Annotated in this window: 22 protein-coding genes; 8 read left to right on the plus strand and 14 right to left on the minus strand. The window is 67.0% G+C overall.

The annotated features are described in order from the left end of the window. Nucleotides 1-25 precede the first annotated feature (25 nt). Nucleotides 26-1,885: an MFS transporter gene (locus tag ACXJJ8_RS13390; protein WP_499030936.1), complete on the plus strand. Its 1,860-nt coding sequence runs from the start codon at nucleotides 26-28 to the stop codon at nucleotides 1,883-1,885. A 7-nt stretch (nucleotides 1,886-1,892) separates the two neighbouring features. Here the strand turns inward: ACXJJ8_RS13390 and purD are convergent, their stop codons facing one another. From purD to ACXJJ8_RS13460, 14 genes are all read right to left on the minus strand, one after another. Beyond that, nucleotides 1,893-3,185: a phosphoribosylamine--glycine ligase gene (gene purD, locus ACXJJ8_RS13395; protein ID WP_499030939.1), complete on the minus strand. Its 1,293-nt coding sequence runs from the start codon at nucleotides 3,183-3,185 to the stop codon at nucleotides 1,893-1,895. Between the two features lie 22 nt (nucleotides 3,186-3,207). After that, complete coding sequence (purH, locus tag ACXJJ8_RS13400; protein WP_499030941.1) at nucleotides 3,208-4,779, minus strand: bifunctional phosphoribosylaminoimidazolecarboxamide formyltransferase/IMP cyclohydrolase; 1,572 nt, start codon at nucleotides 4,777-4,779, stop codon at nucleotides 3,208-3,210. 65 nt (nucleotides 4,780-4,844) lie between these two features. Next, entirely contained in the window at nucleotides 4,845-5,111 is a 267-nt protein-coding gene (fis, locus tag ACXJJ8_RS13405; RefSeq protein WP_499030944.1) for a DNA-binding transcriptional regulator Fis, read from the minus strand. 97 nt (nucleotides 5,112-5,208) lie between these two features. Next, nucleotides 5,209-6,684, minus strand: a complete 1,476-nt coding sequence (locus ACXJJ8_RS13410; RefSeq protein ID WP_499030947.1) for a DUF3426 domain-containing protein — start codon at nucleotides 6,682-6,684, stop codon at nucleotides 5,209-5,211. Nucleotides 6,685-6,717: 33 nt separating this feature from the next. After that, nucleotides 6,718-7,638, minus strand: a complete 921-nt coding sequence (gene prmA, locus ACXJJ8_RS13415; RefSeq protein ID WP_499030950.1) for a 50S ribosomal protein L11 methyltransferase — start codon at nucleotides 7,636-7,638, stop codon at nucleotides 6,718-6,720. Nucleotides 7,639-7,666: 28 nt separating this feature from the next. Next, the gene (locus ACXJJ8_RS13420; RefSeq protein ID WP_499030953.1) at nucleotides 7,667-8,941 is read right to left on the minus strand and encodes a hypothetical protein; all 1,275 of its coding nucleotides are present in this window, start codon (nucleotides 8,939-8,941) and stop codon (nucleotides 7,667-7,669) included. A gap of 122 nt (nucleotides 8,942-9,063) precedes the next feature. Next, on the minus strand, nucleotides 9,064-9,753 hold the full coding sequence (locus tag ACXJJ8_RS13425; protein ID WP_499030956.1) for a hypothetical protein: 690 nt from the start codon (nucleotides 9,751-9,753) through the stop codon (nucleotides 9,064-9,066). Further along, on the minus strand, nucleotides 9,750-10,433 hold the full coding sequence (locus ACXJJ8_RS13430) for an energy transducer TonB family protein (RefSeq protein WP_499030959.1): 684 nt from the start codon (nucleotides 10,431-10,433) through the stop codon (nucleotides 9,750-9,752). Before ACXJJ8_RS13430 ends, ACXJJ8_RS13425 begins: the two co-directional genes overlap by 4 nt. Before the next feature lie 64 nt (nucleotides 10,434-10,497). Beyond that, the gene (accC, locus tag ACXJJ8_RS13435; RefSeq protein ID WP_156639553.1) at nucleotides 10,498-11,865 is read right to left on the minus strand and encodes an acetyl-CoA carboxylase biotin carboxylase subunit; all 1,368 of its coding nucleotides are present in this window, start codon (nucleotides 11,863-11,865) and stop codon (nucleotides 10,498-10,500) included. A 10-nt stretch (nucleotides 11,866-11,875) separates the two neighbouring features. Further along, a complete protein-coding gene (gene accB / locus ACXJJ8_RS13440; protein WP_499030963.1) occupies nucleotides 11,876-12,349 on the minus strand; it encodes an acetyl-CoA carboxylase biotin carboxyl carrier protein in 474 nt (157 codons plus the stop codon). Nucleotides 12,350-12,357: 8 nt separating this feature from the next. Continuing rightward, nucleotides 12,358-12,810 (minus strand): type II 3-dehydroquinate dehydratase, encoded by a 453-nt coding sequence (aroQ, locus tag ACXJJ8_RS13445; RefSeq protein WP_499030966.1) that lies wholly within the window; start codon nucleotides 12,808-12,810, stop codon nucleotides 12,358-12,360. Between the two features lie 126 nt (nucleotides 12,811-12,936). Then, nucleotides 12,937-13,533: a TlpA disulfide reductase family protein gene (locus tag ACXJJ8_RS13450; RefSeq protein WP_499030969.1), complete on the minus strand. Its 597-nt coding sequence runs from the start codon at nucleotides 13,531-13,533 to the stop codon at nucleotides 12,937-12,939. Further along, on the minus strand, nucleotides 13,530-15,734 hold the full coding sequence (locus ACXJJ8_RS13455) for a protein-disulfide reductase DsbD (protein ID WP_499030972.1): 2,205 nt from the start codon (nucleotides 15,732-15,734) through the stop codon (nucleotides 13,530-13,532). Before ACXJJ8_RS13455 ends, ACXJJ8_RS13450 begins: the two co-directional genes overlap by 4 nt. 64 nt (nucleotides 15,735-15,798) lie before the next feature. Further along, nucleotides 15,799-16,227 carry a helix-turn-helix transcriptional regulator gene (locus ACXJJ8_RS13460; protein WP_498962599.1) on the minus strand — a complete coding sequence of 143 codons (429 nt, stop codon included), beginning with the start codon at nucleotides 16,225-16,227 and terminating at the stop codon, nucleotides 15,799-15,801. 611 nt (nucleotides 16,228-16,838) lie between these two features. Between ACXJJ8_RS13460 and groES the strand changes: the two genes are divergently transcribed. The 7 genes from groES (at nucleotide 16,839) to ACXJJ8_RS13495 (ending at nucleotide 23,983) form a co-directional block, all read left to right on the plus strand. Next, nucleotides 16,839-17,126, plus strand: a complete 288-nt coding sequence (groES, locus tag ACXJJ8_RS13465) for a co-chaperone GroES (RefSeq protein ID WP_156639549.1) — start codon at nucleotides 16,839-16,841, stop codon at nucleotides 17,124-17,126. A gap of 56 nt (nucleotides 17,127-17,182) precedes the next feature. Further along, nucleotides 17,183-18,820: a chaperonin GroEL gene (groL, locus tag ACXJJ8_RS13470; protein ID WP_499030975.1), complete on the plus strand. Its 1,638-nt coding sequence runs from the start codon at nucleotides 17,183-17,185 to the stop codon at nucleotides 18,818-18,820. 212 nt (nucleotides 18,821-19,032) lie between these two features. Beyond that, on the plus strand, nucleotides 19,033-19,617 hold the full coding sequence (locus ACXJJ8_RS13475; protein WP_499030978.1) for an RNA polymerase sigma factor: 585 nt from the start codon (nucleotides 19,033-19,035) through the stop codon (nucleotides 19,615-19,617). Beyond that, the gene (locus ACXJJ8_RS13480; RefSeq protein WP_499030981.1) at nucleotides 19,614-20,270 is read left to right on the plus strand and encodes a zf-HC2 domain-containing protein; all 657 of its coding nucleotides are present in this window, start codon (nucleotides 19,614-19,616) and stop codon (nucleotides 20,268-20,270) included. Before ACXJJ8_RS13475 ends, ACXJJ8_RS13480 begins: the two co-directional genes overlap by 4 nt. Nucleotides 20,271-20,273: 3 nt before the next feature. Next, nucleotides 20,274-21,509, plus strand: coding sequence for a S8 family peptidase (locus ACXJJ8_RS13485; RefSeq protein WP_499030984.1), 1,236 nt, complete (start codon nucleotides 20,274-20,276; stop codon nucleotides 21,507-21,509). 9 nt (nucleotides 21,510-21,518) lie between these two features. After that, complete coding sequence (locus tag ACXJJ8_RS13490; RefSeq protein WP_499030987.1) at nucleotides 21,519-22,310, plus strand: TorF family putative porin; 792 nt, start codon at nucleotides 21,519-21,521, stop codon at nucleotides 22,308-22,310. A gap of 56 nt (nucleotides 22,311-22,366) precedes the next feature. Beyond that, the gene (locus ACXJJ8_RS13495) at nucleotides 22,367-23,983 is read left to right on the plus strand and encodes a flavin monoamine oxidase family protein (RefSeq protein WP_499030990.1); all 1,617 of its coding nucleotides are present in this window, start codon (nucleotides 22,367-22,369) and stop codon (nucleotides 23,981-23,983) included. Nucleotides 23,984-24,116: the final 133 nt, after the last annotated feature.

Genomic DNA, 24,116 nt, shown 5'->3' on the forward strand with positions numbered 1-24,116 from the left:
CCATCCCCGGCGGCGGTTGCACGGAATGGCGCACAACCAGTTCGAACTCCTCCGCCAGCGGCGCTTCCTGCCGTTCTTCGCGACCCAGTCGCTCGGCGCCTTCAACGACAACGTCTTCCGGCAGGCCATCATCGGCCTGCTGTTCTACATGGGGGTGGCGAGCGGCGAGCGCAGTTTCTATACGAACCTCGCGCCCGCGATCTTCATCCTTCCTTATTTCCTGTTCTCCGCCACGGCCGGGCAGATCGCCGAGAAGCTGGAGAAGTCGCGCCTGATCCGCATCACCACGATGATGGAGATCGTCATCATGTCGGCGGCCGCGGTCGGCTTCGTGATGCAGAACATGGTGCTGCTGCTGATCGCGTTGTTCTCGACGGGCGTGCAATCGGCGCTGTTCGGGCCGGTGAAATATTCGATCCTGCCTTCGGTGCTGAAACCCGAGGAACTCACGGGCGGCAACGGCCTGGTCGAGATGGGAACGTCGGTGTCGATCCTCGTCGGCATGTTGCTCGGCGGCATGATCTTCCAGGTGGCAGGCCAGAGCGGGCCGATCGTCGCGGCGACGGCGGTCATCCTGTTCGCCATCGCGGGCAATCTCGTCAGTCGCGCGATCCCCCCGACCGAGGCCGCCGCACCGGACCTCAGGGTCGGCTGGAATCCGATCCCCGAATCCATTCGCGTCCTCGCGCTGGTGCGCAAGCAAATCGCGGTGCGCAATTCGGTGCTCGGCGTGTCGTGGTTCTGGTTCGTCGGCACGATGCTCACTGCGCAACTGCCGACCTACGGCGACGAAAACCTCGGCGGCGACGTCTCGACCTACACCGTCCTGCTCGCGGTGTTCTCGATCGCGACCGGCATCGGTTCGGTGCTGTGCGAAAAGCTCTCGGCGCGCACGGTCGAAATCGGCCTCGTGCCGCTCGGCGCTTTCGGCATGAGCGTGTTCCTGTTCGTGCTGGCGCTCTGGCTGCCGGAAGCGGGCGCGACGTATGCGCATGGCCTGGTGCACACGATCGTCGCGCTCGGCGGCATCGGCCTGTTCGCCGGCTTCTACGTCGTGCCGCTGTTCGCGTTGATCCAGAGCCGCACGCCCAAGGGCGAGCTTTCCCGCGTGATCGCGGGGATGAACATCCAGAACGCGGGCTTCATCGTGCTCGCCGCGGTGCTCGGCATCGTCGGCCTCCAGTACGCGCACCTCACGATCCCGCAGTTGTTCCTCGCGCTGGCGATCGCGAACACGCTCGTTGCGCTCTGGATCTTCACGGTCGTTCCCGAATTCCTGATGCGGTTCCTCAGTTGGGTGCTGGTGCGCGCGCTGTATCGCCTGCGCGCACGCGGCATCGAGGAGAACGTCCCGGACGAGGGTCCCGCGTTGCTGGTTTGCAACCACGTCAGTTACATGGATGCACTGATCCTGGCCGCGACCATCCCGCGCCCGGTGCGCTTCGTCATGTACTACAAGATCTTCAACATCCCGGTGATGCGGTGGATCTTCCGCACCGCGAAGGCGATCCCGATCGCCGGCGCACGCGAGCACCCGGAACTGATGCAACGCGCATTCGACGAAATCGACGCCGCGCTGGCCGAAGGCGAGCTCGTGGGCATCTTCCCGGAAGGCGCGCTGACCAAGGATGGGCAGATGAGCAAGTTCAAATCGGGCATTGAAAAAATCCTGGAACGCCGCGAAGTCCCCGTCGTTCCGATGGCCCTGCGCGGCATGTGGGCCAGCATGTGGAGCAAGCGCGACAGCCGCCTGCAGCGCATGCGCGTGCCGAGGCGCTTCCGCGCGCATATCGAAGTGATCGCCGATGCGCCGATCGCCGGTCAGGTCGCGACCGCGGACTTGCTGGAAGCGAAGGTGCGTGCGTTGAGAGGGGACGCGGCGTAAAGGGTGATCACCCCTCCCCACGCTCCCGCGCAATCGCCCGCCACCCGATGTCGTGGCGATGGAATTCGCCCGGCCAGGAGATCCCCGCGATTTCCGCGTACGCGCGCTGCTGCGCTTGTTCGACCGTATCGCCCAGGGCGCAAACGCACAGCACGCGGCCGCCGGAGGTCACGACGTGTTGGCCTTCGATGCGCGTGCCGGCGTGGAAGACCTTCGTCTCTTCCACGTCGGGGACGTCGATCGAGTTGATCGTGTCGCCCACGCGCGGCGTGGCGGGGTAGTGCTCGGCCGCCATCACGACGCCGAGCGATTTGCGCGGGTCCCAATCGGCTTGCGTCGTCGACAATGTGCCGTCGATCGCCGCTTCAACGAGGTCCACCAGGTCCGAGCGCAGGCGCAGCATCACCGGTTGCGTTTCCGGGTCGCCGAAACGCACGTTGTATTCGATGACCTTGGGCGCGCCGGATGTATCGATCATCAGGCCTGCATAGAGAAAACCGGTGAACGGCGCGCCATCGGCGATCATGCCGCGCACGGTGGGTTCGACCACCTCGCGCATCACGCGCGCATGCACTTCGGGCGTGACCACGGGCGCGGGCGAATACGCGCCCATGCCGCCGGTGTTCGGGCCGGTGTCGCCATCGCGCGCGCGCTTGTGGTCCTGCGAGGTCGCCATCGGCAGCGCATGCGTGCCGTCGACCATCGAGATGAAGCTCGCTTCTTCGCCTTCGAGGAATTCCTCGATCACCACGCGCGCGCCGGCGGCGCCGAAGGCTTCGCCCGACAGCATGTCTTCGATCGCGTGCTCGGCGTCGGCCAGCGTCATCGCGACGATCACGCCCTTGCCGGCGGCCAGACCATCGGCCTTCACCACGATCGGTGCGCCCTTCGAACGCACGTAGGCGAGCGCTTCGTCGATCTTCGTGTGCACCGCGTAATGCGCGGTCGGAATCCCGTGGCGTGCCAGGAAATCCTTTGCGAACGCCTTGCTGCCTTCCAGCTGCGCCGCGGCCGCGGTCGGCCCGAAGATGCGATGGCCTGCGGCGCGAAAGCGATCGACGACGCCGGCCACGAGCGGTTGTTCCGGCCCGACGACGGTCATTGCGACACCTTCGCGTTCGACCAGCGCCAGCAAGCCGTCAATGTCCTGCGCATCCACGCCGACGTTGCGACATTTGGCTTCCGTCGCCGTTCCCGCATTTCCGGGCGCAACGAGCACTTCGGTCGCGCGTGCCGATTGCGCGAGCTTCCAGGCCAGCGCGTGTTCGCGGCCGCCGGAACCGATGAGGAGGATCTTCATGCGTTGCTCCGTCGCTGGCGTATCAATGGCGGAAGTGGCGGATACCGGTGAACACCATCGCGATGTCGTGCTCGTCCGCGGCGGCGATGACTTCGCTGTCGCGCATGGAACCACCCGGCTGGATCACGGTGCGAATCCCGGCCACCGCCGCCGCATCGATGCCGTCGCGGAACGGGAAGAACGCATCCGAGGCCATCGCCGATCCCGGCACCGCCAGGCCCGCTTCCTCGGCCTTGAGCGCGGCGATCTTCGCCGACACCACGCGGCTCATCTGGCCCGCGCCAATGCCGATGGTGCGGTGGTCGCGGGCATACACGATCGCGTTGGACTTTACGTATTTGGCCACGCGCCAGGCGAAGAGCAGGTCTTCGAGTTCCTGCGGGGTCGGCGCGCGCCGGGTGACGATCTTCAGTTCGTCGCGCGTGACTTCGCGGATGTCGCTGGTCTGCATCAGCAGGCCCGAACCCACGCGCTTGACGTCGGCGTTGTTGCGGCCATCGCCATGCGGGATGCGCAACACGCGCACGTTCGCTTTCTTCTTCGCGTAGTCGAGCGCGGCGGCGTCGAACTCCGGCGCGATCAGCACTTCCACGAACTGGCGGTCGAGGATCGCCTTCGCCGTGGCGCCATCCAGTGCACGGTTGAACGCGATGATGCCGCCGAACGCGGAGGTCGGATCCGTGGCGTACGCCAATTCATATGCCGTGCCGACATCCACCGCCTCGGACACGCCGCAGGGGTTGGCGTGCTTGACGATCACGCACGCGGGCCGTTCGAACTGGCGCACGCATTCCCAAGCCGCGTCGGCGTCGGCCAGGTTGTTGAAGGAGAGCTCCTTGCCCTGCAGCTGCGTGAACGTCGCCAGCGTGCCCGGCACCGGCCAGAGGTCGCGGTAGAACGCGGCCTGCTGGTGCGGGTTCTCGCCGTAGCGCAGGTCCATGACCTTCACGAAGTTGCTGTTCTGTTGCGCCGGGAAATGCGCGCGCGTGCCGTCCTCGTTGATCGAGGACAGGTAATCGCTGATGAACGCGTCGTACTGCGCGACGCGGTTGAACGCGGCGACCGACATCGTGAAACGCGTGCGCGCCGACAGCGTGCCACCGTGCCCCGTCAGCTCCTCGACCAGGCCGGCGTACTGCATCGGATCGGTCGCCACGGCGACGCGCGCGAAATTCTTCGCCGCCGAGCGCAGCATGGCCGGGCCGCCGATGTCGATGTTCTCCACGATGTCTTCCATCGTGCTGTTCGGGTCGATCGCCACTTTTTCGAACGGATACAGGTTCAGCACCAGCAGGTCGATCGGCGCGATGCCGTGCTGCGCCATCACTGCATCGTCCGTGCCGCTGCGGCCGAGCAAGCCGCCATGCACCAGCGGGTGCAGCGTCTTGACGCGGCCATCCATCATTTCGGGGAATTGCGTCAGCTCGCTGACATCGCGCACGGCCAGGCCCGCGTCGCGCAAGGCTTTCGACGTGCCGCCGGTGGAGACCAGTTCGACGCCCAGCTTCGCCAGCGCGCGCGCCAGTTCGACCAGGCCGGTCTTGTCGGAAACGGAGAGCAGGGCCCGGCGAACGGGCAGTCGGTCGGCGGACATCGGGGGAACCCGGGATGTGGGGCCGCGAATTATAGCGGCGTGGGCGCATCGCCCGCCGCGCGGGCTCAGCCGAGCCCGTAATCCCGCAGTTTCTTGCGCAGCGTGGCGCGGTGGATGCCGAGCATCGTGGCCGCGCGGCTCTGGTTGCCTTCGCAATGGTTCAGCACTTCGGCGAACAGCGGGATTTCGAGCTCGCGCAGCGCGATGTTGTACAGGTCTTCGGTTTCGCATCCGTCCAGGTCGCGCAAGTAGCGGCGAACGGAATTGGCGACGTGCTCGCGCAGCGGCGGACGCGAGCCGCGGTTGTCTTGACGGTCGGCGGCGGCGTTCAAACGACTTCCCCTGCTGCGATGGCGCGCCCGCTCGATCCGAACGGGAGGGGGAGTCTAGCGCGGCGGCGGGGCGCGTTGCATCACCCGCGATGACCGCTCAGCGGAATTCGAAACTGAAGGCGACGACACCCGGCGCGGGCTCGACAACCGCCAGGGTGATCGCCGCGGTCTGGCCGGGGCCGAGCGTCGTTTGCGTAGTGGAAACATCGCCCAGGTATTCGCGTGCAGTGAACGCGCGCGAACCGAGCACGCGCCCGTCGATGTCCGACAGGCTCACCACCAGGCGCGGCCAGGCTTGCGCCCAGCGCGCATCGTTGCGAAAGCTCGCGTCGATCTGCAGCGTGCCCGCTGCACTCGGATGCGGGCGCACGTCGCGGCTGAGCATCGTGAAGGCTTCAGGATCGCGCCACGCGGGCAACGTGCATTGCAACAGACTGCACAGCGCGGACATCGCCGGGCGCCAGCGCGCGTTTTCGGCGAGCGCATCGCGTTGCGCGAGCAGCAATTGCAGCATCAGCAACAACGACAACGCGCCGATGGCGGCCAAAGACGTCCAGCGCGTCGGCATCGCACCGCGCAAGCCTGCACGCGTGCGCGCGAAACTCGGAGCGTTAAGCGCCGCGCGCGGTTTCGGTGCCGGGGAGAGCGCGGGTGGCTGAGGGACGACGGGCGGTAATGCAGGTTCCGGTACCGGAGCGACGCCTTCGGGCGCGGTGCGCTGCTGTTCCGGTTCCGGTTCCGGTTTCGGTTCCGGTGCAGGTGCAGGTGCAGATGCAGGTGCAGGTGCGACCACGGGTGTTGCCGTCGCGCGCAAGGCTTCGACCGCAAGCGCGGCTTCGACCGGTGTTTGCGCGAGCGGAATGAATTCGATGGGCGGGGCTTCGATGCCGGCCGGTTCGAGCGGCGCTGCGGAATCGGGGGATTCGGCAGAGCGCGTTGCGACGCCCGGTGTCTCGACCGCAGGCGTTTCGACGACTGCCGCGTCCTGCGCGGCCGCCGCCGCGCGCTTCGCGGCGCGCTCGCGCAAGGATGGCACGGGTCTTACGGTGGCTTTCTTCTTCGCCTCCTCCGCCGGTGGCGTCGTTTCGACCACCGCCTTCTCGACCTTCGGCTTGGCCTTGGGTTTGATCGAGGACCACAAGGCCGCCAGGCGCACGGACATCGTGGGGCCGGCAGGCCGCTGCGGTTTCGGTGGCGCGGGTGGCTTCGCTACGGGCGCCGGCGTCGCCGGCTTTTCGCGCTTGCGCTTCGCGGGCTTCTCGGCGGCTTGCGATGCACGCGCCTTGTGCGGCGGCTTTTGCGCCATCAAGGCGATGACCGCATCCTCGCTGCGTTGGGCTTGCGGCGGTGCGGCTTCGGGTTCGGTTGCGGCTTCGGATTCTGCCGGCGGCTCGGGGGGTGCCGCAGCTGCCTCCACTTGCGCGGGGCGTTCGGACGGCGCGTCGGTGGTTTCGACCGCTCCCTGCACTTGCGCGTCCAACGGCTTCCCGCAATTCGGACAGACCTCCGGCGGCCGACCGCTGCGCGGATCGACCGTCACCAGGAACTGGCAGTGGGGACACAGGACGAACATGCGGCTATTCAAGCACGCCGCGACGCACCGGGCTCAGGCCGCGCGCACGCCGTCGATGCGAATCCAGTCACCTTCCTGCGCGACGGCCAGGGCGTCGAACCATTCCCCGTAGCGGTCGAGCAGCGCGTCTTCCTGGCCGGCGAGGATGCCCGACAGCGCGATCCGACCGCCCGGTGCCACGCGCGAGGCCAGCGTCTGGGCGAGGGCATCCAGCGCCGAGGCCAGGATGTTGGCGACGACGATCGGATACTGCGAGACGGGTTCGTCGTCGGGCAGGAACACGTTCATTCGCTCGTCGACACCGTTGCGTTTCGCATTGTCGGCCGTGGCGAGCAAAGCCTGCGGATCGTTGTCGACGCCCACCGCGCGCGCTGCGCCCAACTTCAGGGCCGCAAGCGCGAGGATCCCCGAACCGCAGCCGAAGTCGAGCACCGTCAACCCATCCAGTTGCCCGGCATCGGCGAGCGCATCGAGCCACTGCAGGCACAACGACGTCGTCGGATGCGTGCCCGAACCGAACGCCAGGCCCGGATCCAGGCGCACGACGGCGGCGTCATGTGCCTGTGCTTCGAGCGGCAACGCGCGATTCCACGGCACGATCCACGTGCGCGCACCGAAGGCCAGCGGCACGTACTGATCCATCCAAGCGCGCTCCCAGTCCTGGTCCTCGACGCGGCGGAAGCTGGCGTTCGACCACGCCAATTCCGGATCGAAGGCTTCGAGCGCGGCGAGCAGCACGAGTGCGTCGCTGTCGGCATCGAACAACGCCGACAACGCGATCTCGCCCCACAGCGGCGTTTCACCAACGCCGGGTTCGAGGATCGCGTGTTCGTTGGGGGTATCGACGTCGGCGTCGAGCAGCGTCACTGCCAGCGCGCCGCTGTCTTCGAGCGCGCGTTCGTAACGCGGCTGGTCCTGTTCGCGGCAGCGCAGCGTGAGTTCGAGCCAAGGCATGGGCGGCAGTTTAACCGCCCGCTGCCGATCAGTGGCCGAGCAAGCCCTTCAGGAAACGCTTGCCCTTGGATTCGGGCGGCTGTTGCGGCTGGCCTTCCTGCTGCGCGGACTGTCCGGCATCGATCGACAGGCCGAGCATCGCCATCGTCGTCGACTTGTTGCGCACGCGCACGTTCCACTCCGGATTCCACGGCGTCTTCGGGTCGGCCGGTTTCGGCGGATACGCGATGTTCGTTTCCGGGCCGTAGGCGATCATCGACAGCATGCCGCCGCCCGGCTGCCCTTCCTTGCCGGCGAAGATGCCCTTCGGCATCGCGCACGAGGTGACCGTCGGCGCAAGGACCACCTTTTCCTTGATCCACTTCTCGACGGTGTTGGGCGCCACGTAATCGATGATCTGCATGCCGGCATCCGGCACTTCGGAACTGCTCCACAACACCATCGCATCGTCCTGCGTGCCGAAGGCCGCGAGGAAATAGCCCTTCGCGCGATCCACCGACTTCCAGTTCCAGGTCTGCCCCGTCGCCAGCGTGCCGGTGCTGCTCAGTGCGATGGCCGGCATGAAATCCTGTTGCTGCGTGAGATCGAACTTCATCGACTCGGGGACCTTCACCCCGTCGATGTCGTGGTTGCCGACGAGCGACGCGCCGGCCGGCACCATCTTGCGCAGCTTCTCGTTGGGCCACAGCGCGTAACGCGGATCGACCTTCGCATCGCGGTTGGGCGCGTAACGGCCGGACATCGCACTGGCGTACTGCGTGCCGCTGGTCGTGACCTTGCCGTTCTTCATTTCGAACTTGATCTCGCGGGGCTGGCCCGCGCGCACTTCGGTGCCGCAGCCCCAGTAGATGAGGATGCGCGCCTTGGCGTTGCCGTCGTTCATGCCGGGCGTCGAATGACCGCCGGGCTGCGAGGGCTCCTGCGCCTTCGGCGGGACCAGCGGCAAGGTCTTGCCGAGCTGCATTCCGGCGGGAATCAGGTCTTCGGCCTCGGCGCCGGGATTGAGCTGGTTGAGCAGCGCGACATCGAGGTAACGACCGGGCATGCCCGGCGTCTGCGCGGCGCCGTAATGGTTCTGCGCGGCATCGCCACCGAACATGCGCATCGCGAAACCGCCCATGCCGCCGCCCGTTTCCGACATGCCCGGCACGCCGGACATCGTGTGCGTGGCCACGTCCATCCACAGTTGCGTCTTCGGCAACTTGCCCGACTGGCTGGCGGCGGGCAGCGTGATCAGCGCGCCGACGAGGGCCGTGGCGAGCAATGCGCGTTTGGTGTTGCGGATGATCGAAGAGCGGGACATGCGAACGACCTCGACTTGAAGACCGGGAACGAAAACACCCGCAAGCTGGCGGGTGTGATCAGGGGAACGCGCGTTTACGGGCGAACCGGCCATGCCGGGCACCGGCCAATGTCGGGGTTCGTTCAGCCTTCGCGGCGCTCCTGCGCCTGGCGCGCGAGGATCCAATCGCGCCTGCGTCGCAGGATCCGGACGCCGTCGTGCAGGTAGTGCAGGCTGAAGGCGATCGTCAGGCCGATGAGCAGCAGGTGCCAATGGCCGCGCAGCATCGCATCGGGGTAGCGATGCACCAGCCACCACGCCAGACCCTGGAACGCGACCGCGGCCGGCATCAACGCCAGAATGTTCGCGCGTTGGTCGCGCACGATGTCCGCGTAGAGCAGGCGCTCTGCGTCGGTCGCGTCGTGCGCCTGCTTGCGCACCACGCGCAGGTCCCACGCATACAGGCCCCACACCGCGGCCGCGTAGCAGGCGTTGAGCGCGAACCACGATCTGGGATCGGCCACCTGCGTCAGTGCCGCGGCTTCGATCAATGTCGCGCCGAAGTAGCCGAACGTGTGCCCGAACTCGAGCGGCCACCCGATGAAGCTCAGGGTATGGATGAGCGAACGCGACCAGAAGATCAGGATCACGAGCAGCCCGGTGAAGATGTAGGGCCACGTCGTGTATTGCAGTTGCAGCAGCGGCTGCACGGCCGCGGTGGCCAGCACGGCGAGCGCAAGGCCCTGGATGATCGAGATCAGCGTCAGCTCGATGCCGACGACGGTCTTGTCGAGTTCTGTCTTGGCTTCGCGGCGGAAGTCGCCGGGGCTCATTGAGGCAAGTGATATTCGATGGGGACTATGCCGCGCACCGATTTCTGCGGGATTCGCCAACTACGCATCGTGCGCAGTGTCGAACGATCGAAGGTGTCGTTGCCCGAGGATTGCACGATCCAGGCGTCACGGATCTCACCGCATGGATTGCTCACGATACCGATCCTGACGATGCCCGTTTCGGGAATGTCCTTGTCGCGCCGGAGTGGGGGTGTCGGTGTCGGCATTGCAATCGGCCCCGGTTCGCACGCCTCGTTCATCACGAGCATCCACCATTCCTGCATCACCGTCGATGCCGGCGCGGCGGATTTCGGCTTCGGTGCGGCATAGGTCAGCGCACGGGCGCGCGAGGCCCCGCAGTTTGCTTCCGTGTCGCAATAGACATGGAGCTCGACGGCGTAATGCGCGGGTGTCGACCGATCGACCAGCCGGATCAAGCCGAGGCGATGTTCTCTCGTCTCGTCCTCGACGAAACGCCATCCATCGAAGACATCGGCAAGCGGGTCACCACCGTCCGCCTGGAGCCGGGACAGGATGGAGACATCCTCCCGATCCGGGGAATTCAAATGCGTCAGGGCCTTGTGGAACCCCACCAGGTCGGTGCCCGCATGCAGGACCACGGTGCGCCATTCCGTCGGCGCGGCGGAAACCGGGGGCACGGTGTCGTCGGCGACGGCCATGGCCGTCGCAAACAAGATGCCAAGCAGCAGCCATCTCGCCATTCCAAGCCCCGTCCGCGACGCGTTAGACGATCGACAGCGACTTCTCTTTCCGTTCTGCGAGCCGCTTTTCGAGATAGTGGATGTTCTGGCCGCCTTGCTGGAATCCACCGTCGGCCAGGATGCGCTGCTGCAACGGGATGTTCGTCTTGATGCCGTCGACGACCATTTCGCTCAGCGCCACGCGCATGCGGGCGATCGCGGTCGCACGGTCGGGGCCGTGCACGATGAGCTTGCCGATCATCGAGTCGTAGTTCGACGGCACGCGGTAGCTCTCGTAGATATGCGAATCCACGCGCACGCCCGGGCCGCCCGGTGCGTGGAAATGCTGGATCAGGCCGGGGCAGGGCATGAACGTGTCCGGATCCTCGGCGTTGATGCGGCATTCGATGGCGTGCCCGTTGAGCACGATGTCTTCCTGCCGAATCGACAGCTTGTGGCCGGCGGCGATCATCAACTGCTCGCGCACCAGGTCGATGCCCGTGACCATTTCGGTCACCGGATGTTCGACCTGGATGCGGGTGTTCATTTCGATGAAGTAAAAGCGCCCGTTTTCGTAGAGGAATTCGAACGTGCCCGCGCCGCGATAGCCGATGCGGATGCACGCTTCCACGCAGACACGGCCGATTTCCGCGCGCTGCTCGGGCGTGATGCCCGGCGCAGGCGCTTCTTCGACGACCTTCTGGTGGCGGCGCTGCATCGAGCAGTCGCGTTCGCCGAGGTGGATCGCGTTGCCTTGGCCGTCGGCGAGCACCTGGATTTCCACGTGGCGCGGGTTTTCCAGGAATTTCTCCATGTAGACCATGTCGTTGGAGAACGCGGCCTTCGCTTCGGTCTTCGTGGTCTGGATCGCGTTGTGCAAATGCGCTTCGGTATGCACCACGCGCATGCCGCGGCCACCGCCGCCGCCCGCGGCCTTCACGATCACCGGATAACCGATCTCGCGCGCGATCTTGACGTTGGTGGCCGGGTCGTCGCCGAGCGGGCCRCCACTGCCGGGCACGCACGGCACGCCGGCGGCCTTCATCGCGCGGATGGCTTCGACCTTGTCGCCCATCAGGCGGATCGTGTCGGCCTTCGGGCCGATGAAGACGAAGCCGGAATTCTCGACGCGTTCGGCGAAGTCGGCGTTCTCGCTGAGGAAGCCGTAGCCGGGGTGGATGGCCTGGGCGTCGGTGACTTCCGCCGCGGCGATGATGGAGGCCATGTTGAGGTAACTGTCGGTGGACGGCGCGGGGCCGATGCACACCGATTCGTCGGCCATGGCGACATGTTTGAGGTTGCGGTCGACGGTGGAATGCACCGCGACGGTCCGGATGCCCAGCGCGTGGCACGCGCGCAGGATGCGCAGTGCGATTTCGCCGCGGTTGGCGATGACGACTTTGTCCAGCATCAGTGCGACCTCACCCGATCACGAAGAGCGGTTCGTCGAATTCGATCGGCTGACCGCTTTCCACGAGGACCTTCAGCACCGTGCCCGACACGTCGGCTTCGATGGGGTTGAACATCTTCATCGCTTCGATGATGCCGAGCGTGTCGCCCGCCTTGACCGCCTGGCCGATGCTGACGAACGCCGGCTTGTCGGGCGAGGGCGAGGCATAGAACGTGCCGACCATGGGGGCGCGGACGACGTGGCCTTCCGGCAGGTCGGCGGCCTTGGCGCTGCCGCCGCTGACGCCTTCGGTCGGGCCCGCCATCGGCATCACCGGCGCGGGGCGCGATTCGACGTGCATCGGCATCACCTGCGGGGCGACGGACACGCTGCCGCGCGGCACGCGCGCCAGGCGGACGGACTCTTCGCCTTCCTTGATCTCGATCTCGGCGAGGTTGGATTCTTCCAGGAGATCGATGAGCTTCTTGATTTTGCGCAGGTCCATGGCGGGCCTCAGTGTGCTGTGTCGGTGGAAAGCCGCTGCAATGCGGCGTCGAGCGCGAGCCGGTAGCTCGCCGCGCCGAACCCCGCGACCACGCCGATGGCGAGATCGCTGAAGTAGCTGGTCCGGCGGAACGGTTCCCGTGCGTGCGGGTTGGAGAGATGGACTTCGATGAAGGGCAGCGCCACCGCGGCGAGGGCGTCGCGGATCGCCACCGAGGTGTGGGTGAACGCGGCGGGGTTCACGAGGGCGAAGGCGGTGCCGTCGGTGCGCGCGGCCTGGATCCGGTCGACGAGCACGTGCTCGGCGTTGGACTGCAGGCTCTCGAGTTCGTGGCCGGCGGCTTGCGCGCGCCGCGCGAGGTCGGCGTCGATTTCGGCGAGGGTCGTGCGCCCGTAGACCTCCGGCTCGCGCGTGCCGAGCAGGTTGAGGTTGGGGCCATGCAGGACCAGCAGCTTCGCCATCGGTGGGGCCGGGGGTGCGGACGCGCAGTCTGGCGGAACCGACCCCGGGTGTCCAGAACTCAAGCCGCAGTTCTCTACCGTATCGACGAAGTTCGCGGGACTTATGCCGACCTTTGAGTAAGCCCTCTAATCCCTTGCCCAGCCTGCGATTTCCCCTTCCTCGAAGGGGCCGATGCGTTGTTTCAGCAGCAGGCCCTCGGAAGAGACCAACACCGAATACGGAAGTACCCCCTTCGGATTGCCGAGGCGAACGCCGGCATCGGCGGGGCCGGGGGTGTCGACCAGGATCGGATACGTCACGCCGGTGCGCTCGACGAAAGCGCGCACCGCAGGTGCGTCATCCAGCGCGATGCCGACCACTTGCACGCCGTTGCTGCCTTGTTCCTTCGCGAAGGCCTGCAGCGCGGGCATCTCCTTCACGCACGGGCCGCACCAGCTGGCCCAGACGTTGATGAGCACGGGCCGGCCGGCGTAGTGCGCCGGTATGTCGATCTGCGTGCGATCCAGGGCGCCCAACGGGAAGTTCGGCACGCGTTCGCCGCGTTTCGCGACCGGGATGCCCTCCGGCACCGGTGGCGCCGAGGCCTGCATCGCGGAATTCAACGCACGCTGACCGACTTCAGTGCGCCACACGGGCCCCGGGCCGGACGTCAGCAGGCTGGCGACGACCCCCAGCGTTCCCGCCAGGATCGCGACCAGCACGACCTTCGTCGACGCATTCAAGGCGCGGCCCCGCGCCGGACGCGTTCGACGAACTTGTCCGTCTCCTCGAAGCCCGTCAACCGCAGCCCGCGGCGTTCCTGCCCGTCGTGGAAGAACAGCGACATCGGCGGCCCGATGATGCCGAAGCGCTGCATCAGGGCCTGGTCCTGCGCGTCGTTGGCGGTGACGTCGGCCTGCAGCAGCACGTAATCGCGCATCGCCTGGTGCACTTGCGGCTGGGTGAAGACGTACTTCTCCATCTCCTTGCAGCTCACGCACCAGTCGGCATAGAAGTCGAGCATCAACGGCTTGCCCGCGGCGCGTGCGGCTTCGACTTCGCGGTCGAGATCGTCCACCGACTTGATGCGCTTGAACGCGATCGCTTCTTCCTGCGCGCCGCGCAACCCGGCGAGCGGGCGCAACGGATCATGCGAACCGGCGAAGGCGCCGAGCAACTGCGCCGCACCCACGACCGCCAGCACCAACCCGGCGAAGCGTGCGGCCATCTTCGAACCCGGCTTGCTGCCGAGCGTGAACGCCCACGTTGCCGCGCCGAGGGCGAGCAGGCCCCACAGCGCCAGCGTCCACGCGGCGGGGAGCACGCGCGACAACATCCAGATCGCAAGCCCGAGGAACACGAAACCGAACACGCGCTGCACCGCGATCATCCACGGGCCGCTGGTCGGCATCCCGCGCCCCGCGGCGATGCCGAAGGCAACCAGGGGCGCGCCCATGCCGAGCGCGAGCAGGAACAAGGCTGCGCCACCGAACACCGGATCCCGCGCCTGCGCGATGTAGAGCACCGCGCCCATCAGGGGCGGCGCGACGCAGGGCCCCACGATCAACGCCGACAACGCACCCATCGCTGCGACGCCGACCCACGAACCGCCGCGCTGGCGATCGCTGGCCGCGCCCAGGCGGGCGCGCAAACTTGCCGGAATCTGCAACTCGTACAGCCCGAACATCGACAGCGACAACACGACGAACAACAACGCGAACGCGCCGAGCACCCACGCGTTCTGCATCGCGGCCTGCAGGTTCGCCGCCGCGCCGAGCAAGCCGGCGAGGATGCCGGCGATGGTGAACACCACCGCGCTCGCGAGCACGTAGACGGTCGACAGCGAGAACCCGCGCCATGCACCAACGCGCTCGCCGCGCCCGGCGATGAGCCCGGACAGGATCGGCACCATCGGCAACACGCAGGGCGTGAACGCCAGGCCCAGCCCGTATGCGAAGAACAACACCAACGCCCACGCGCGATGTTGGCCGCCGAGGCTTTGTGCGAGGCGCTGGTCTTCGGCGAGCGGACTGCCATCGTCGACCTTCGCGCCCGACACCGCGCCGGCCGGCAACGACACCGGCAAGCTGCGCGTCATCAGCGGATAGCAGATGCCGCCGTCCTGGCAGCCCTGGAACGTGACGCGCAAGGTGCCGTCGACGGCGCCCGCATGCGCGCGCTGCACCGGCACGTTGACGTCGACCGGATCGAAATACACGACGACATCGCCGAAGTGTTCGTCGCGGTGTTGCCTGCCCGGCGGCCATTGCGGCGCGCGCAGGGTGATGCCCTCGCCATCGAACTTCAGTTGCGTCTTGTCGCGATAGACGTAATAGCCCGGCGCCGGTGCGAAGCGAACGAGCAGCGCGTTGCCGCCGTTGGCGATCGCTTCGATCCGGAAGGCCTGTTGTTCCGGCAGCGGCTCGCCTTTTCCGCCGCGCAATGGCAGCAGGCCGCCGGGGGCGGGCGCATCGAGCAGGCTGCCGGGCGTCGAAGGCAAGGCCACCTGCACGCTTCGCATCTGCGGCGGATAACACACGCCGGCATCCGCGCAGCCCTGGTATTTCACCTGCAGCGTTACCGAACGCGCGTCGGGGGCGGGCGCGCCCACCACCTTCGCTTCGAGCAAGGTGCGATAGGTTTCGACGTCGCCGAAGAATTCGTCGTGCTTGTGCTTGCCGGCCGGCATCTGCAGCGCGGCGCCCGCGAAGTCGGGGGAGTCGACCTTCGTGCGATGGCGATACAGGTAATAACCCGGCGCGATCTGCCAGGTCAGCGCGATCGATTCGCGCGAGGTCGCCTTCGCGTCGAACGCGAAGGCCTGGTCGACCGGCAGGAGGTCTTTCTCGTCGACCGCGTTCGCCGCAAGCGACGCGGTCCCCATCCACAGGGCGAACAGCGACAGCGCGGCGAATCGGGTGGTGCGGCGGAACAGTGCGGTCACGAAAAAGGCGCCGAACGGGGCGCCATAGCGTACTCGTGTCGCGGGGCCGGGCTAAGTGCCGGCGTCAGTCGAGGCTGTCGTAATAGGCGTCGCTGGTCATGAGCGATTTCGCGCGCGGGCGCCCCGTGCGCTGGCTGGCGAGTTCTTCCATGAGCTCGACGAGCGCCAGGCGCGCACGCACCGGCGCCTCGCGGAAGGCGACGAGCAAGCGTTGTTCGAGCGAGTCGTCGACGAGCAGGGCGTCGACCGCGGCGACGGAGTCGAGCACCGTTTCGCGCGAGGGCGCCATCTGCCCGCGTCCGGTGGCGAGCCATTCGAATTGCACGCCGGTCACCATCGCGATTTCGCGCAGGTGCTTGACGCTCGGATTCTTGCCCTGCGGAGCTTCCCAGTGGCTCACGGCACTGCGCTGCACACCCACCGCTTGCGCGAGTTGGGTTTGCGACATGGCGGCGTGTCGGCGCGCGAGACGGATGCGTTGCTGGGACGTCATGATGGGCTGCGTAGAAAAATCTGTGCCATGTGAAGGCGTGTCCGCACGTTACACACGCAAACTGCTGGTATGAAGCGCCAATGTTACCGCTGTTCACCGGGTGAATGATAATGGCAGCAACCTGTCTACTTTTGGTAGCTGGCGTGAGCCGGGGACTGGAGCTCAGGCTGTAAACACTGGTTTTAGCTACCAATGCGCACCGTTTCACGGCCGCTACCACCCTTCACAACGGGGACGAAGTCCGCAATTCTCGGCGCCGTCGAAGGAACTTTTCGGCCAGGCAACGGACTGGGGGTGGAGGACGGCGAGGGATCGCCCGCCACGGACTCGGCAACTCCCGACCCCGGGGCGCGCACGGCCACGTGCGCGCCCTTTTTTCGGAGCATCGTCTCCGCGGAACCCCTCTCTCGCCCTTCCCCCCTGCGCCTGCGGGGGAGGGGTTCCCTTCGTTTGCGATTGCATCGCGCCCTTGAAAGCGGGCTGCCGCAACCCGATTAGAGTCGCAGACCCGCACCGCGGGTTTCATTTGCGCGATTTCTTGGCACTCGTTCCGGACGACTGCTAGAATCGCGGTCTTTCACCAACCGCATCAAGCACTTGCGAGGGTTTCAATGAACATCAAGCCGCTGTACGACCGCGTGGTCATCAAGCGCATGGAAGAAGAAAAGCTCTCCGCCGGCGGGATCGTGATCCCGGACTCGGCCACCGAGAAGCCGATCAAGGGTGAAGTCGTCGCCGTCGGCGAAGGCAAGGTCCTCGACAACGGTTCGGTACGCAGCCCGAAGGTCAAGGCCGGCGACAAGGTGCTCTTCGGCAAGTACAGCGGCACCGAGGTGAAGCTCGATGGCACCGAATACCTCGTGGTGAAGGAAGACGACATCCTCGCCGTCCTCGGCTGAGCGTCGCCCTTCGCATTCCAACGTACACAAGCAAACTTCTACTGAGGTAATTCGCAATGGCTGCCAAGGAAATTCGTTTCGGTGAGGACGCGCGCGCCAAGATGGTGCGCGGCGTCAACGTGCTCGCCAATGCCGTCAAGGCCACCCTGGGCCCGAAGGGCCGCAACGTCGTGCTCGAGAAGAGCTACGGCGCCCCCACGATCACCAAGGACGGCGTGTCCGTCGCCAAGGAGATCGAGCTGTCCGACAAGTTCGAGAACATGGGCGCGCAGATGGTGAAGGAAGTCGCGTCCAAGACCTCCGACAACGCCGGCGACGGCACCACCACCGCGACCGTGCTGGCCCAGGCGTTGATCCGCGAAGGCATGAAGGCGGTCGCCGCCGGCATGAACCCGATGGACCTCAAGCGCGGCATCGACAAGGCGGTCGTCGCCGCGGTCGCCGAGCTGAAGAACATCAGCAAGCCCACCGCCGACGACAAGGCGATCGCGCAGGTCGGTACGATCTCGGCGAACTCCGACGAGTCGATCGGCAACATCATCGCCGACGCGATGAAGAAGGTCGGCAAGGAAGGCGTGATCACGGTCGAGGAAGGCTCGGGCCTCGAGAACGAACTCGACGTCGTCGAAGGCATGCAGTTCGACCGCGGCTACCTCTCGCCGTACTTCATCAACAACCAGCAGTCGATGTCGGCCGAGCTGGATGATCCCTTCATCCTGCTGCACGACAAGAAGATCTCCAACGTGCGCGACCTGCTGCCCGTCCTGGAAGGCGTGGCGAAGGCCGGCAAGCCGCTGCTCATCGTCGCCGAGGAAGTCGAAGGCGAAGCGCTGGCCACGCTGGTGGTCAACACCATCCGCGGCATCGTGAAGGTCTGCGCCGTGAAGGCACCGGGCTTCGGCGACCGTCGCAAGGCGATGCTGGAAGACATGGCCACCCTGACCGGCGGCACCGTGATCTCCGAAGAAGTCGGCCTCTCGCTCGAGAAGGCGACGATCAAGGATCTCGGCCGCGCCAAGAAGATCCAGGTCACCAAGGAAAACTCCACGATCATCGACGGCGCGGGCGAAAGCTCGGCCATCGAGTCGCGCATCAAGCAGATCAAGGCGCAGATCGAGGAGACCTCCTCCGATTACGACCGCGAGAAGCTGCAGGAACGCGTGGCGAAGCTCGCCGGCGGCGTGGCCGTGATCAAGGTCGGTGCTTCGACCGAGATCGAGATGAAGGAAAAGAAGGCGCGCGTCGAAGACGCCCTGCACGCCACGCGTGCTGCGGTGGAAGAAGGCGTGGTCCCGGGCGGCGGCGTTGCGCTGATCCGCGCGCTGGCTTCGGTGGGCAAGATCACCGGCGCCAACGAAGACCAGAACCACGGCATCCAGATCGCCCTGCGCGCGATGGAAGCCCCGCTCCGCGAGATCGTGACCAACGCCGGCGAAGAGCCGTCGGTTGTCCTCAACAAGGTCAAGGAAGGCCAGGGCAACTTCGGTTACAACGCGCAGACCGGTGAGTTCGGCGACATGGTGGCCATGGGCATCCTGGATCCGACCAAGGTCACCCGCACCGCGCTGCAGAACGCAGCGTCCATCGCCGGCCTGATGATCACCACCGAAGCAATGGTGGCCGAGCAGCCGAAGAAGGACGAACCGGCGATGCCGGGCGGCGGCATGGGCGGCATAGGCGGCATGGATTTCTGATCTTGCTTCGCAAGATCAGAGATGTGCGCAGCGCCATCCCCGACTTGCCGGCCTTCGGCCGGCACCGCCCCCAACTTGGGGGCTAGTCCAAAGAGCCGCTGCTCCAGAGAGAAGGCCCGCGCAAGCGGGCCTTTTCTTTTGCCCTCACGCTTGGGCGTATGGTTTGAACCGGCCGCCCCCGCCACGGTACTGACGGGCGACAGGAGGGTCGAATGCCGCAGGGCCCACAAGACGGGACCGACCGCACCATCGCGATGGACGAAGCCGACCTGGTCGGCCTCGTGGCGATGGAGGACATGCGCGCGTTCGAAGCGCTTTACCGCGCCTATCACCCCAGGCTCCGCCGTTTCCTGCGCGGCATGTTGCGCCAGTCGACGATGGTGGATGAAGTGCTCGACGATACGATGCTGGTCGCATGGCGCAAGGCGCACACCTTCGATGCGACCTCGCGCGTATCGACATGGTTGTTCGCCATCGCGTATCGGCAGGCATTGAAGGCGCTGCGCCGCATGGATTGGTCGATGCCCGATCCGGTCGACGAACCCGCAGCACCCCGCGAAGGCGAGCCCGACCGCGAACTGGCGCACGCGCAACTGCGCGAACGCCTCGACGCCGTCCTGGCCCAGCTTTCGCCCGAACACCGCGCCGTGATCGAAATGACCTACTTCCATGGCTACAGCTGCAAGGAGATCGCCGACGTCGTCGGTTGCCCGGTGGCGACGGTGAAGACGCGCATGTTCTATGCGCGCCGCCACATGAAGACTTTGCTCGGCGAAGAAGGAGCGCAGGCGCTGTGAGCGGACACGTGCTCCCCTTCGAAGGCCATGCGCATCGCGACGTCGAGCGCCTGCTGCCGTGGTACGCCAACGCGACGCTCGATGCGGACGAGGAAGCGCGCGTGCGCGCACATTTGATCGACTGCGCCGCATGTCGCGCCGAACTCGCCGGACTGCGCGGCGTGATGGCGCTCGCGCCTGCCGTCAACGACCCGCGCGAAATCGATCGCGGCTGGGCGCGCATGCACCAACGCCTGCACGCCGCACGCCGCACGCCGGGTGCGCGCCTGGATTGGCGCCGCGTGCGCGCCGGTTGGTCCGGCACGCCGGCGTGGTTGCGCGTCGCGGTCGCAGCGCAGTTCGCCTTCATCGCGGTGCTTGCGATGTTCCTGCTCGGCGGCCCGCAACCGGCGCCGCACACCTATACGACGCTCTCCGCGACGCCGGCGCCGCGTGCTTCGCGCGACACCCTGCTCGTCGTGTTCGACCCCCGAACCACCGATGCGCAGCTGCGGGAGTTGCTCGGCGCGAGCCGCGCGCGCATCGTCGATGGGCCGAACGCGGCGGGCGCCTATGTCGTGGCCGTGCCGCCGGGCCAGGTCGACCTGGTGCGCAACGCCTTGCGCGCATCGCCGGGCGTGGCGATGGCCGAACGCCTCGCGCCCCCGGAGTAGCACGTGCGCGGGCTGCTCCTCCTGCTGCTCGTGATCTGCTCCGGTGGCGCGCTCGCGTCGCCGCCGGACCCGGCGCGCGAACTGCTCGTGATGTTGCGCGCCCCGGCCGTGCACGACACGCCCGAAGCGGGTTACGTCGGCGACTATCGCAACGCACCGGGCCGCCAGGCGCGCGAACGCATCGCGCGCAAACTCGCGAAGGCGAACGGTTTGACGATGCGCAACGATTGGGCGATGCCCGCGCTCGGCGTCGACTGCTACGTGCTGCAGGCGCGCGACGAAAGCGCGGTCGCGGCGGCCGTCGAAGCACTGGCGCGCGATCCCCGCGTCGAATCCGTACAGGCGATGCAACAGTTCGAAGTGCTCGGCGACGATCCCCTCGCGCCCGCGCAGCCTGCGCGGAAACTCTGGAACCTCGATGCAGTGCATCGGCATGCGACCGGACGCGGCGTCACCGTTGCCGTGATCGACAGCGGCGTTGCGGCGGCGCATGCCGACTTGCGCGGCCAGGTCGCCGCGTCGCGGGATTTCGTCGACGACGACAGCCCACGCGTGGTCCCCGAAACGCACGGCACCGAAGTCGCCGGCCTGATCGCCGCGCGCGCCGACAACGCACTGGGCATCGCCGGCGTCGCACCGCAGGCACGGCTGCTCGCCCTGCGCGCGTGCTGGCAGCCCGATGGCAACGGTCGCGCGCGCTGCAACAGTTTCACGCTCGCAAAGGCGTTGCAGTTCGCGATCGAGGAGCGCGCGCAGGTGATCAACCTCAGTCTCGGCGGCCCGCGGGACGTCTTGCTGGGACGCTTGATCGACGTCGCACTCGCACGCGGTGCATCGGTGGTCGCGGCCGTCGATCCGCACGCACCCGACGCGGGGTTCCCGGCTTCGCAGCCGGGCGTGATCGCGGTGGCCGGCGATCCCTCGCGCGCCTGGCCCATTCGCACCTTCCTTGCCCCTGCAGACGCCTTGCCCACCACGACCGTCGATGGCGGGTGGGGGCTGGTGAACGGCACCTCCTTCGCCGCTGCGCAGGTGAGCGGGCTCGTCGCCTTGTTGCGCGACGCCGCACCGAAGCTCCGCGGCAGCCGCGTGCGTGACGCCCTTGCGGACGTACCTGCGCTAGTCTCGGCGACGGCGCGACCCCTGCCGATCGACGCCTGTGCCGCTTTCGCGCGCGCGGGCCCCGGATGTGCCTGCGGCTGCAGGCTTGCCGACGCACAGGAGACGCCGCGCCACTGAGGGCAGGTGGTGCGCGAGGCCAGGGAACGGAAGACCCGCCGACTGCGATGCGCGTTCGCCGCATTGGCGTTGTGCTGCGCGTGGTCGGCGCATGCGCAGGTATCGGGCAGCGTCGGCGTCGTGTCCGACTATCGCTATCGCGCTTATTCGCTGAGCGCGTCGGATCCCGCCGTGCAGGCGAGCGTTGCTTACGATTGGGCGAGCGGCGCCTACGCGGGCATGTTCGCATCGAGTACGAAATACGCCGGGGCTTCCGGCGTGCAGGGCATTCCCTACGTGGGCTATGCGCGGCGCGACAAGCAGGGCCGCAGTTGGGACCTCGGCCTTCGCTACTCGCACTTCTCCGCGGAGACGCAAGCGAGTTACCTGGAAGCGCACGTCGGCGTCGCCTTGCGCCACGCCGCATTCCGCGCGCATTACGCGCCCGACTATTTCGGGCAGGTGTCCAATTGGTATTTCGAAGCCGACGGCAGCGTGCCGCTCGGCGCGCGCATCCGCTGGCTGTGGCATGCGGGTGTCTCGCGCAGCGGCGAATCGAACGAACGCGCGTATGTGCCGCGGTCGTACCCGGCCACGGCCTACGGCGCGCAACACGCGACCTACGCGCCCTACGGGCCGGAAGCAGCGAACGACGATCGCACGCGCGTCGATGTCCGCACCGGATTGGCGCTCACCACGCGGGCCTGCGACGTACAACTGACCTGGCAACATGTCGACGGCGAGGATGCCACCGCATACGCCGCACCCTTCGACCCCGGCGATCGCGCGGGCTGGGTCCTGGGCTGCGTGCACCGCTGGTAATGGCCCGTCGCACGTACGCTCTGCGTTCGAAGGTATCGACCGCCGAGGAGCCCGCCATGGCACGCACGCCGTTGTTCGCCCTGCTGCAACGTGCCGCGCGCATCGCGCGCAACGCGGCGAACCTCGAGATGCCGCTCGACGAATTCCACGGGCGCGGAACGCAGATCCGCGTCGACACCACGCGTCGCCGCCTGCTGCAGGGCGCGGCGGCCGGTTTCGCCCTCACCGCGTGCGCACCTGTTGCGCACAAACCGACGCGCGCGACCGACGACATCGTCATCGTCGGCGCGGGCATCGCGGGCCTGAGCGCCGCATGGCGGCTGCGCGAGGCCGGCATGGCGTCGCGCATCTACGAAGCGCAGTCGCGCGTCGGCGGCCGCATGCTCAGCCTGCGCAACCATTTCCCGAACGGGCACGTGATCGAACTCGGTGGCGAGTTGATCGACACCGGCCACGTGCGCATGCGCAAGCTCGCGCAGGACATGGGGCTCGTGCTCGACGACCTGCTGGAAGGCGAAACGGCCGCGGATACGTGGTGGTTCGATGGGCGACGCATCGACGAAGCGGAAATCGTGCATGCCCTCGCCCCGCTGGTGCCGGCCATCACGACCGACGTCGCGGCCCTGGGCGAAGGCGCGCTGGACTACAGCGACAGGAACCCCGCATTCCGCGCGCTCGATGCGATGTCGATCGCCGATTGGCTGGACAAGCACGGCGTTTCCGGCTGGCTGCGCAAGCTGATCGACGTGGCCTACACCACGGAGATGGGCCTGGAGATCGACCAGCAAAGCGCGTTGAATTTCCTCACCTTCATCGGCACGCAGGACGCGGACGCGTTCAAGGTCTTCGGCGAAAGCGACGAACGCTTCCACGTGCGCGGGGGCAACGACCAGATCCCGCGCATGCTGGCCGCGCGGATGGCCGCGTCGATCGAGACCGGCCACGTGCTCGAGGCCGTGCGCGCCGACGGCGACGGCGTGCGCCTGACCTTCCGGCGCGACGGCGCGAGCGTCGAGGTGCGTGCGGGAAAGGCGATCCTCGCCTTGCCCTTCACGATGTTGCGCAGGGTGCGGATCGATTTCCCGCTGCCCGCGCGCAAACGCAACGCCATCGAGCACCTGGCCTACGGCACCAACGCGAAGTTGATGATCGGCTACGACCGTCGACAATGGCGCACGCACGGCGCGAACGGTGCCTCGATGTCGGACCTGCCGTACCAGACCACGTGGGACACCACGCGCAAGCAGATCGGCCCGACGGGCACGCTGACCAACTTCACCGGCGGCAGGCATGGCATGGCCTTGGGCCAGGGCACGCCACGCGCGCAGGCCGATGCGGCGACGGCCGCGCTCGATCGCGTGTGGCCCGGTCTCGCCGCCCTGCGCACAAATCCGCGCGAAGCACGTTTCCATTGGCCGACGCATCCGTGGTCGATGGGCAGCTACGCATGCTTTCGTCCGAGGGATTGGTCGACGCTGCGTGGCGTGATGGGCGAATCCGTCGGACCGCTTTTCTTCGCGGGCGAACACTGCGCACTCGATACGCAGGGCTTCATGGAAGGCGGTTGCGAGTCGGGACAGTTGGCCGCCGAAGCGGTCATCGCGCAGGTCACGGGGATCGCCGCGGCCGCGCTTTCCCCCATTCAGGGGCGCAAAGTGGTGCGCCTGGCGTAAGGCTTCCTGTACTCGATAGTCCTTTTTTGCAGTGCAGCGTGCAATCCACCTAACGATTCCTTCACTCTCGCCACGCATCCCGACGTGGGGGAGGGAGCAGGCCCGCAACCGGTTCGTCCGGGGCGGGCTTTTT

The organism is Lysobacter sp. P5_C4 (assembly GCF_054049695.1).

Bases quoted from the DNA above. Each gene is read 5' to 3' on its own strand.
- ACXJJ8_RS13390 (WP_499030936.1), top strand. From the start codon at position 26: ATGGCGCACAACCAGTTCGAACTCCTCCGCCAGCGGCGCTTCCTGCCG.
- purD (WP_499030939.1), bottom strand. From the start codon at position 3,185: ATGAAGATCCTCCTCATCGGTTCCGGCGGCCGCGAACACGCGCTGGCC.
- groL (WP_499030975.1), top strand. From the start codon at position 17,183: ATGGCTGCCAAGGAAATTCGTTTCGGTGAGGACGCGCGCGCCAAGATG.
- ACXJJ8_RS13425 (WP_499030956.1), bottom strand. From the start codon at position 9,753: ATGAGCCCCGGCGACTTCCGCCGCGAAGCCAAGACAGAACTCGACAAG.
- aroQ (WP_499030966.1), bottom strand. From the start codon at position 12,810: ATGGCGAAGCTGCTGGTCCTGCATGGCCCCAACCTCAACCTGCTCGGC.
- prmA (WP_499030950.1), bottom strand. From the start codon at position 7,638: ATGCCTTGGCTCGAACTCACGCTGCGCTGCCGCGAACAGGACCAGCCG.
- groES (WP_156639549.1), top strand. From the start codon at position 16,839: ATGAACATCAAGCCGCTGTACGACCGCGTGGTCATCAAGCGCATGGAA.
- ACXJJ8_RS13410 (WP_499030947.1), bottom strand. From the start codon at position 6,684: ATGTTCGTCCTGTGTCCCCACTGCCAGTTCCTGGTGACGGTCGATCCG.
- ACXJJ8_RS13460 (WP_498962599.1), bottom strand. From the start codon at position 16,227: ATGACGTCCCAGCAACGCATCCGTCTCGCGCGCCGACACGCCGCCATG.
- ACXJJ8_RS13495 (WP_499030990.1), top strand. From the start codon at position 22,367: ATGGCACGCACGCCGTTGTTCGCCCTGCTGCAACGTGCCGCGCGCATC.
- accB (WP_499030963.1), bottom strand. From the start codon at position 12,349: ATGGACCTGCGCAAAATCAAGAAGCTCATCGATCTCCTGGAAGAATCC.
- ACXJJ8_RS13475 (WP_499030978.1), top strand. From the start codon at position 19,033: ATGCCGCAGGGCCCACAAGACGGGACCGACCGCACCATCGCGATGGAC.
- purH (WP_499030941.1), bottom strand. From the start codon at position 4,779: ATGTCCGCCGACCGACTGCCCGTTCGCCGGGCCCTGCTCTCCGTTTCC.
- ACXJJ8_RS13420 (WP_499030953.1), bottom strand. From the start codon at position 8,941: ATGTCCCGCTCTTCGATCATCCGCAACACCAAACGCGCATTGCTCGCC.
- ACXJJ8_RS13430 (WP_499030959.1), bottom strand. From the start codon at position 10,433: ATGGCCGTCGCCGACGACACCGTGCCCCCGGTTTCCGCCGCGCCGACG.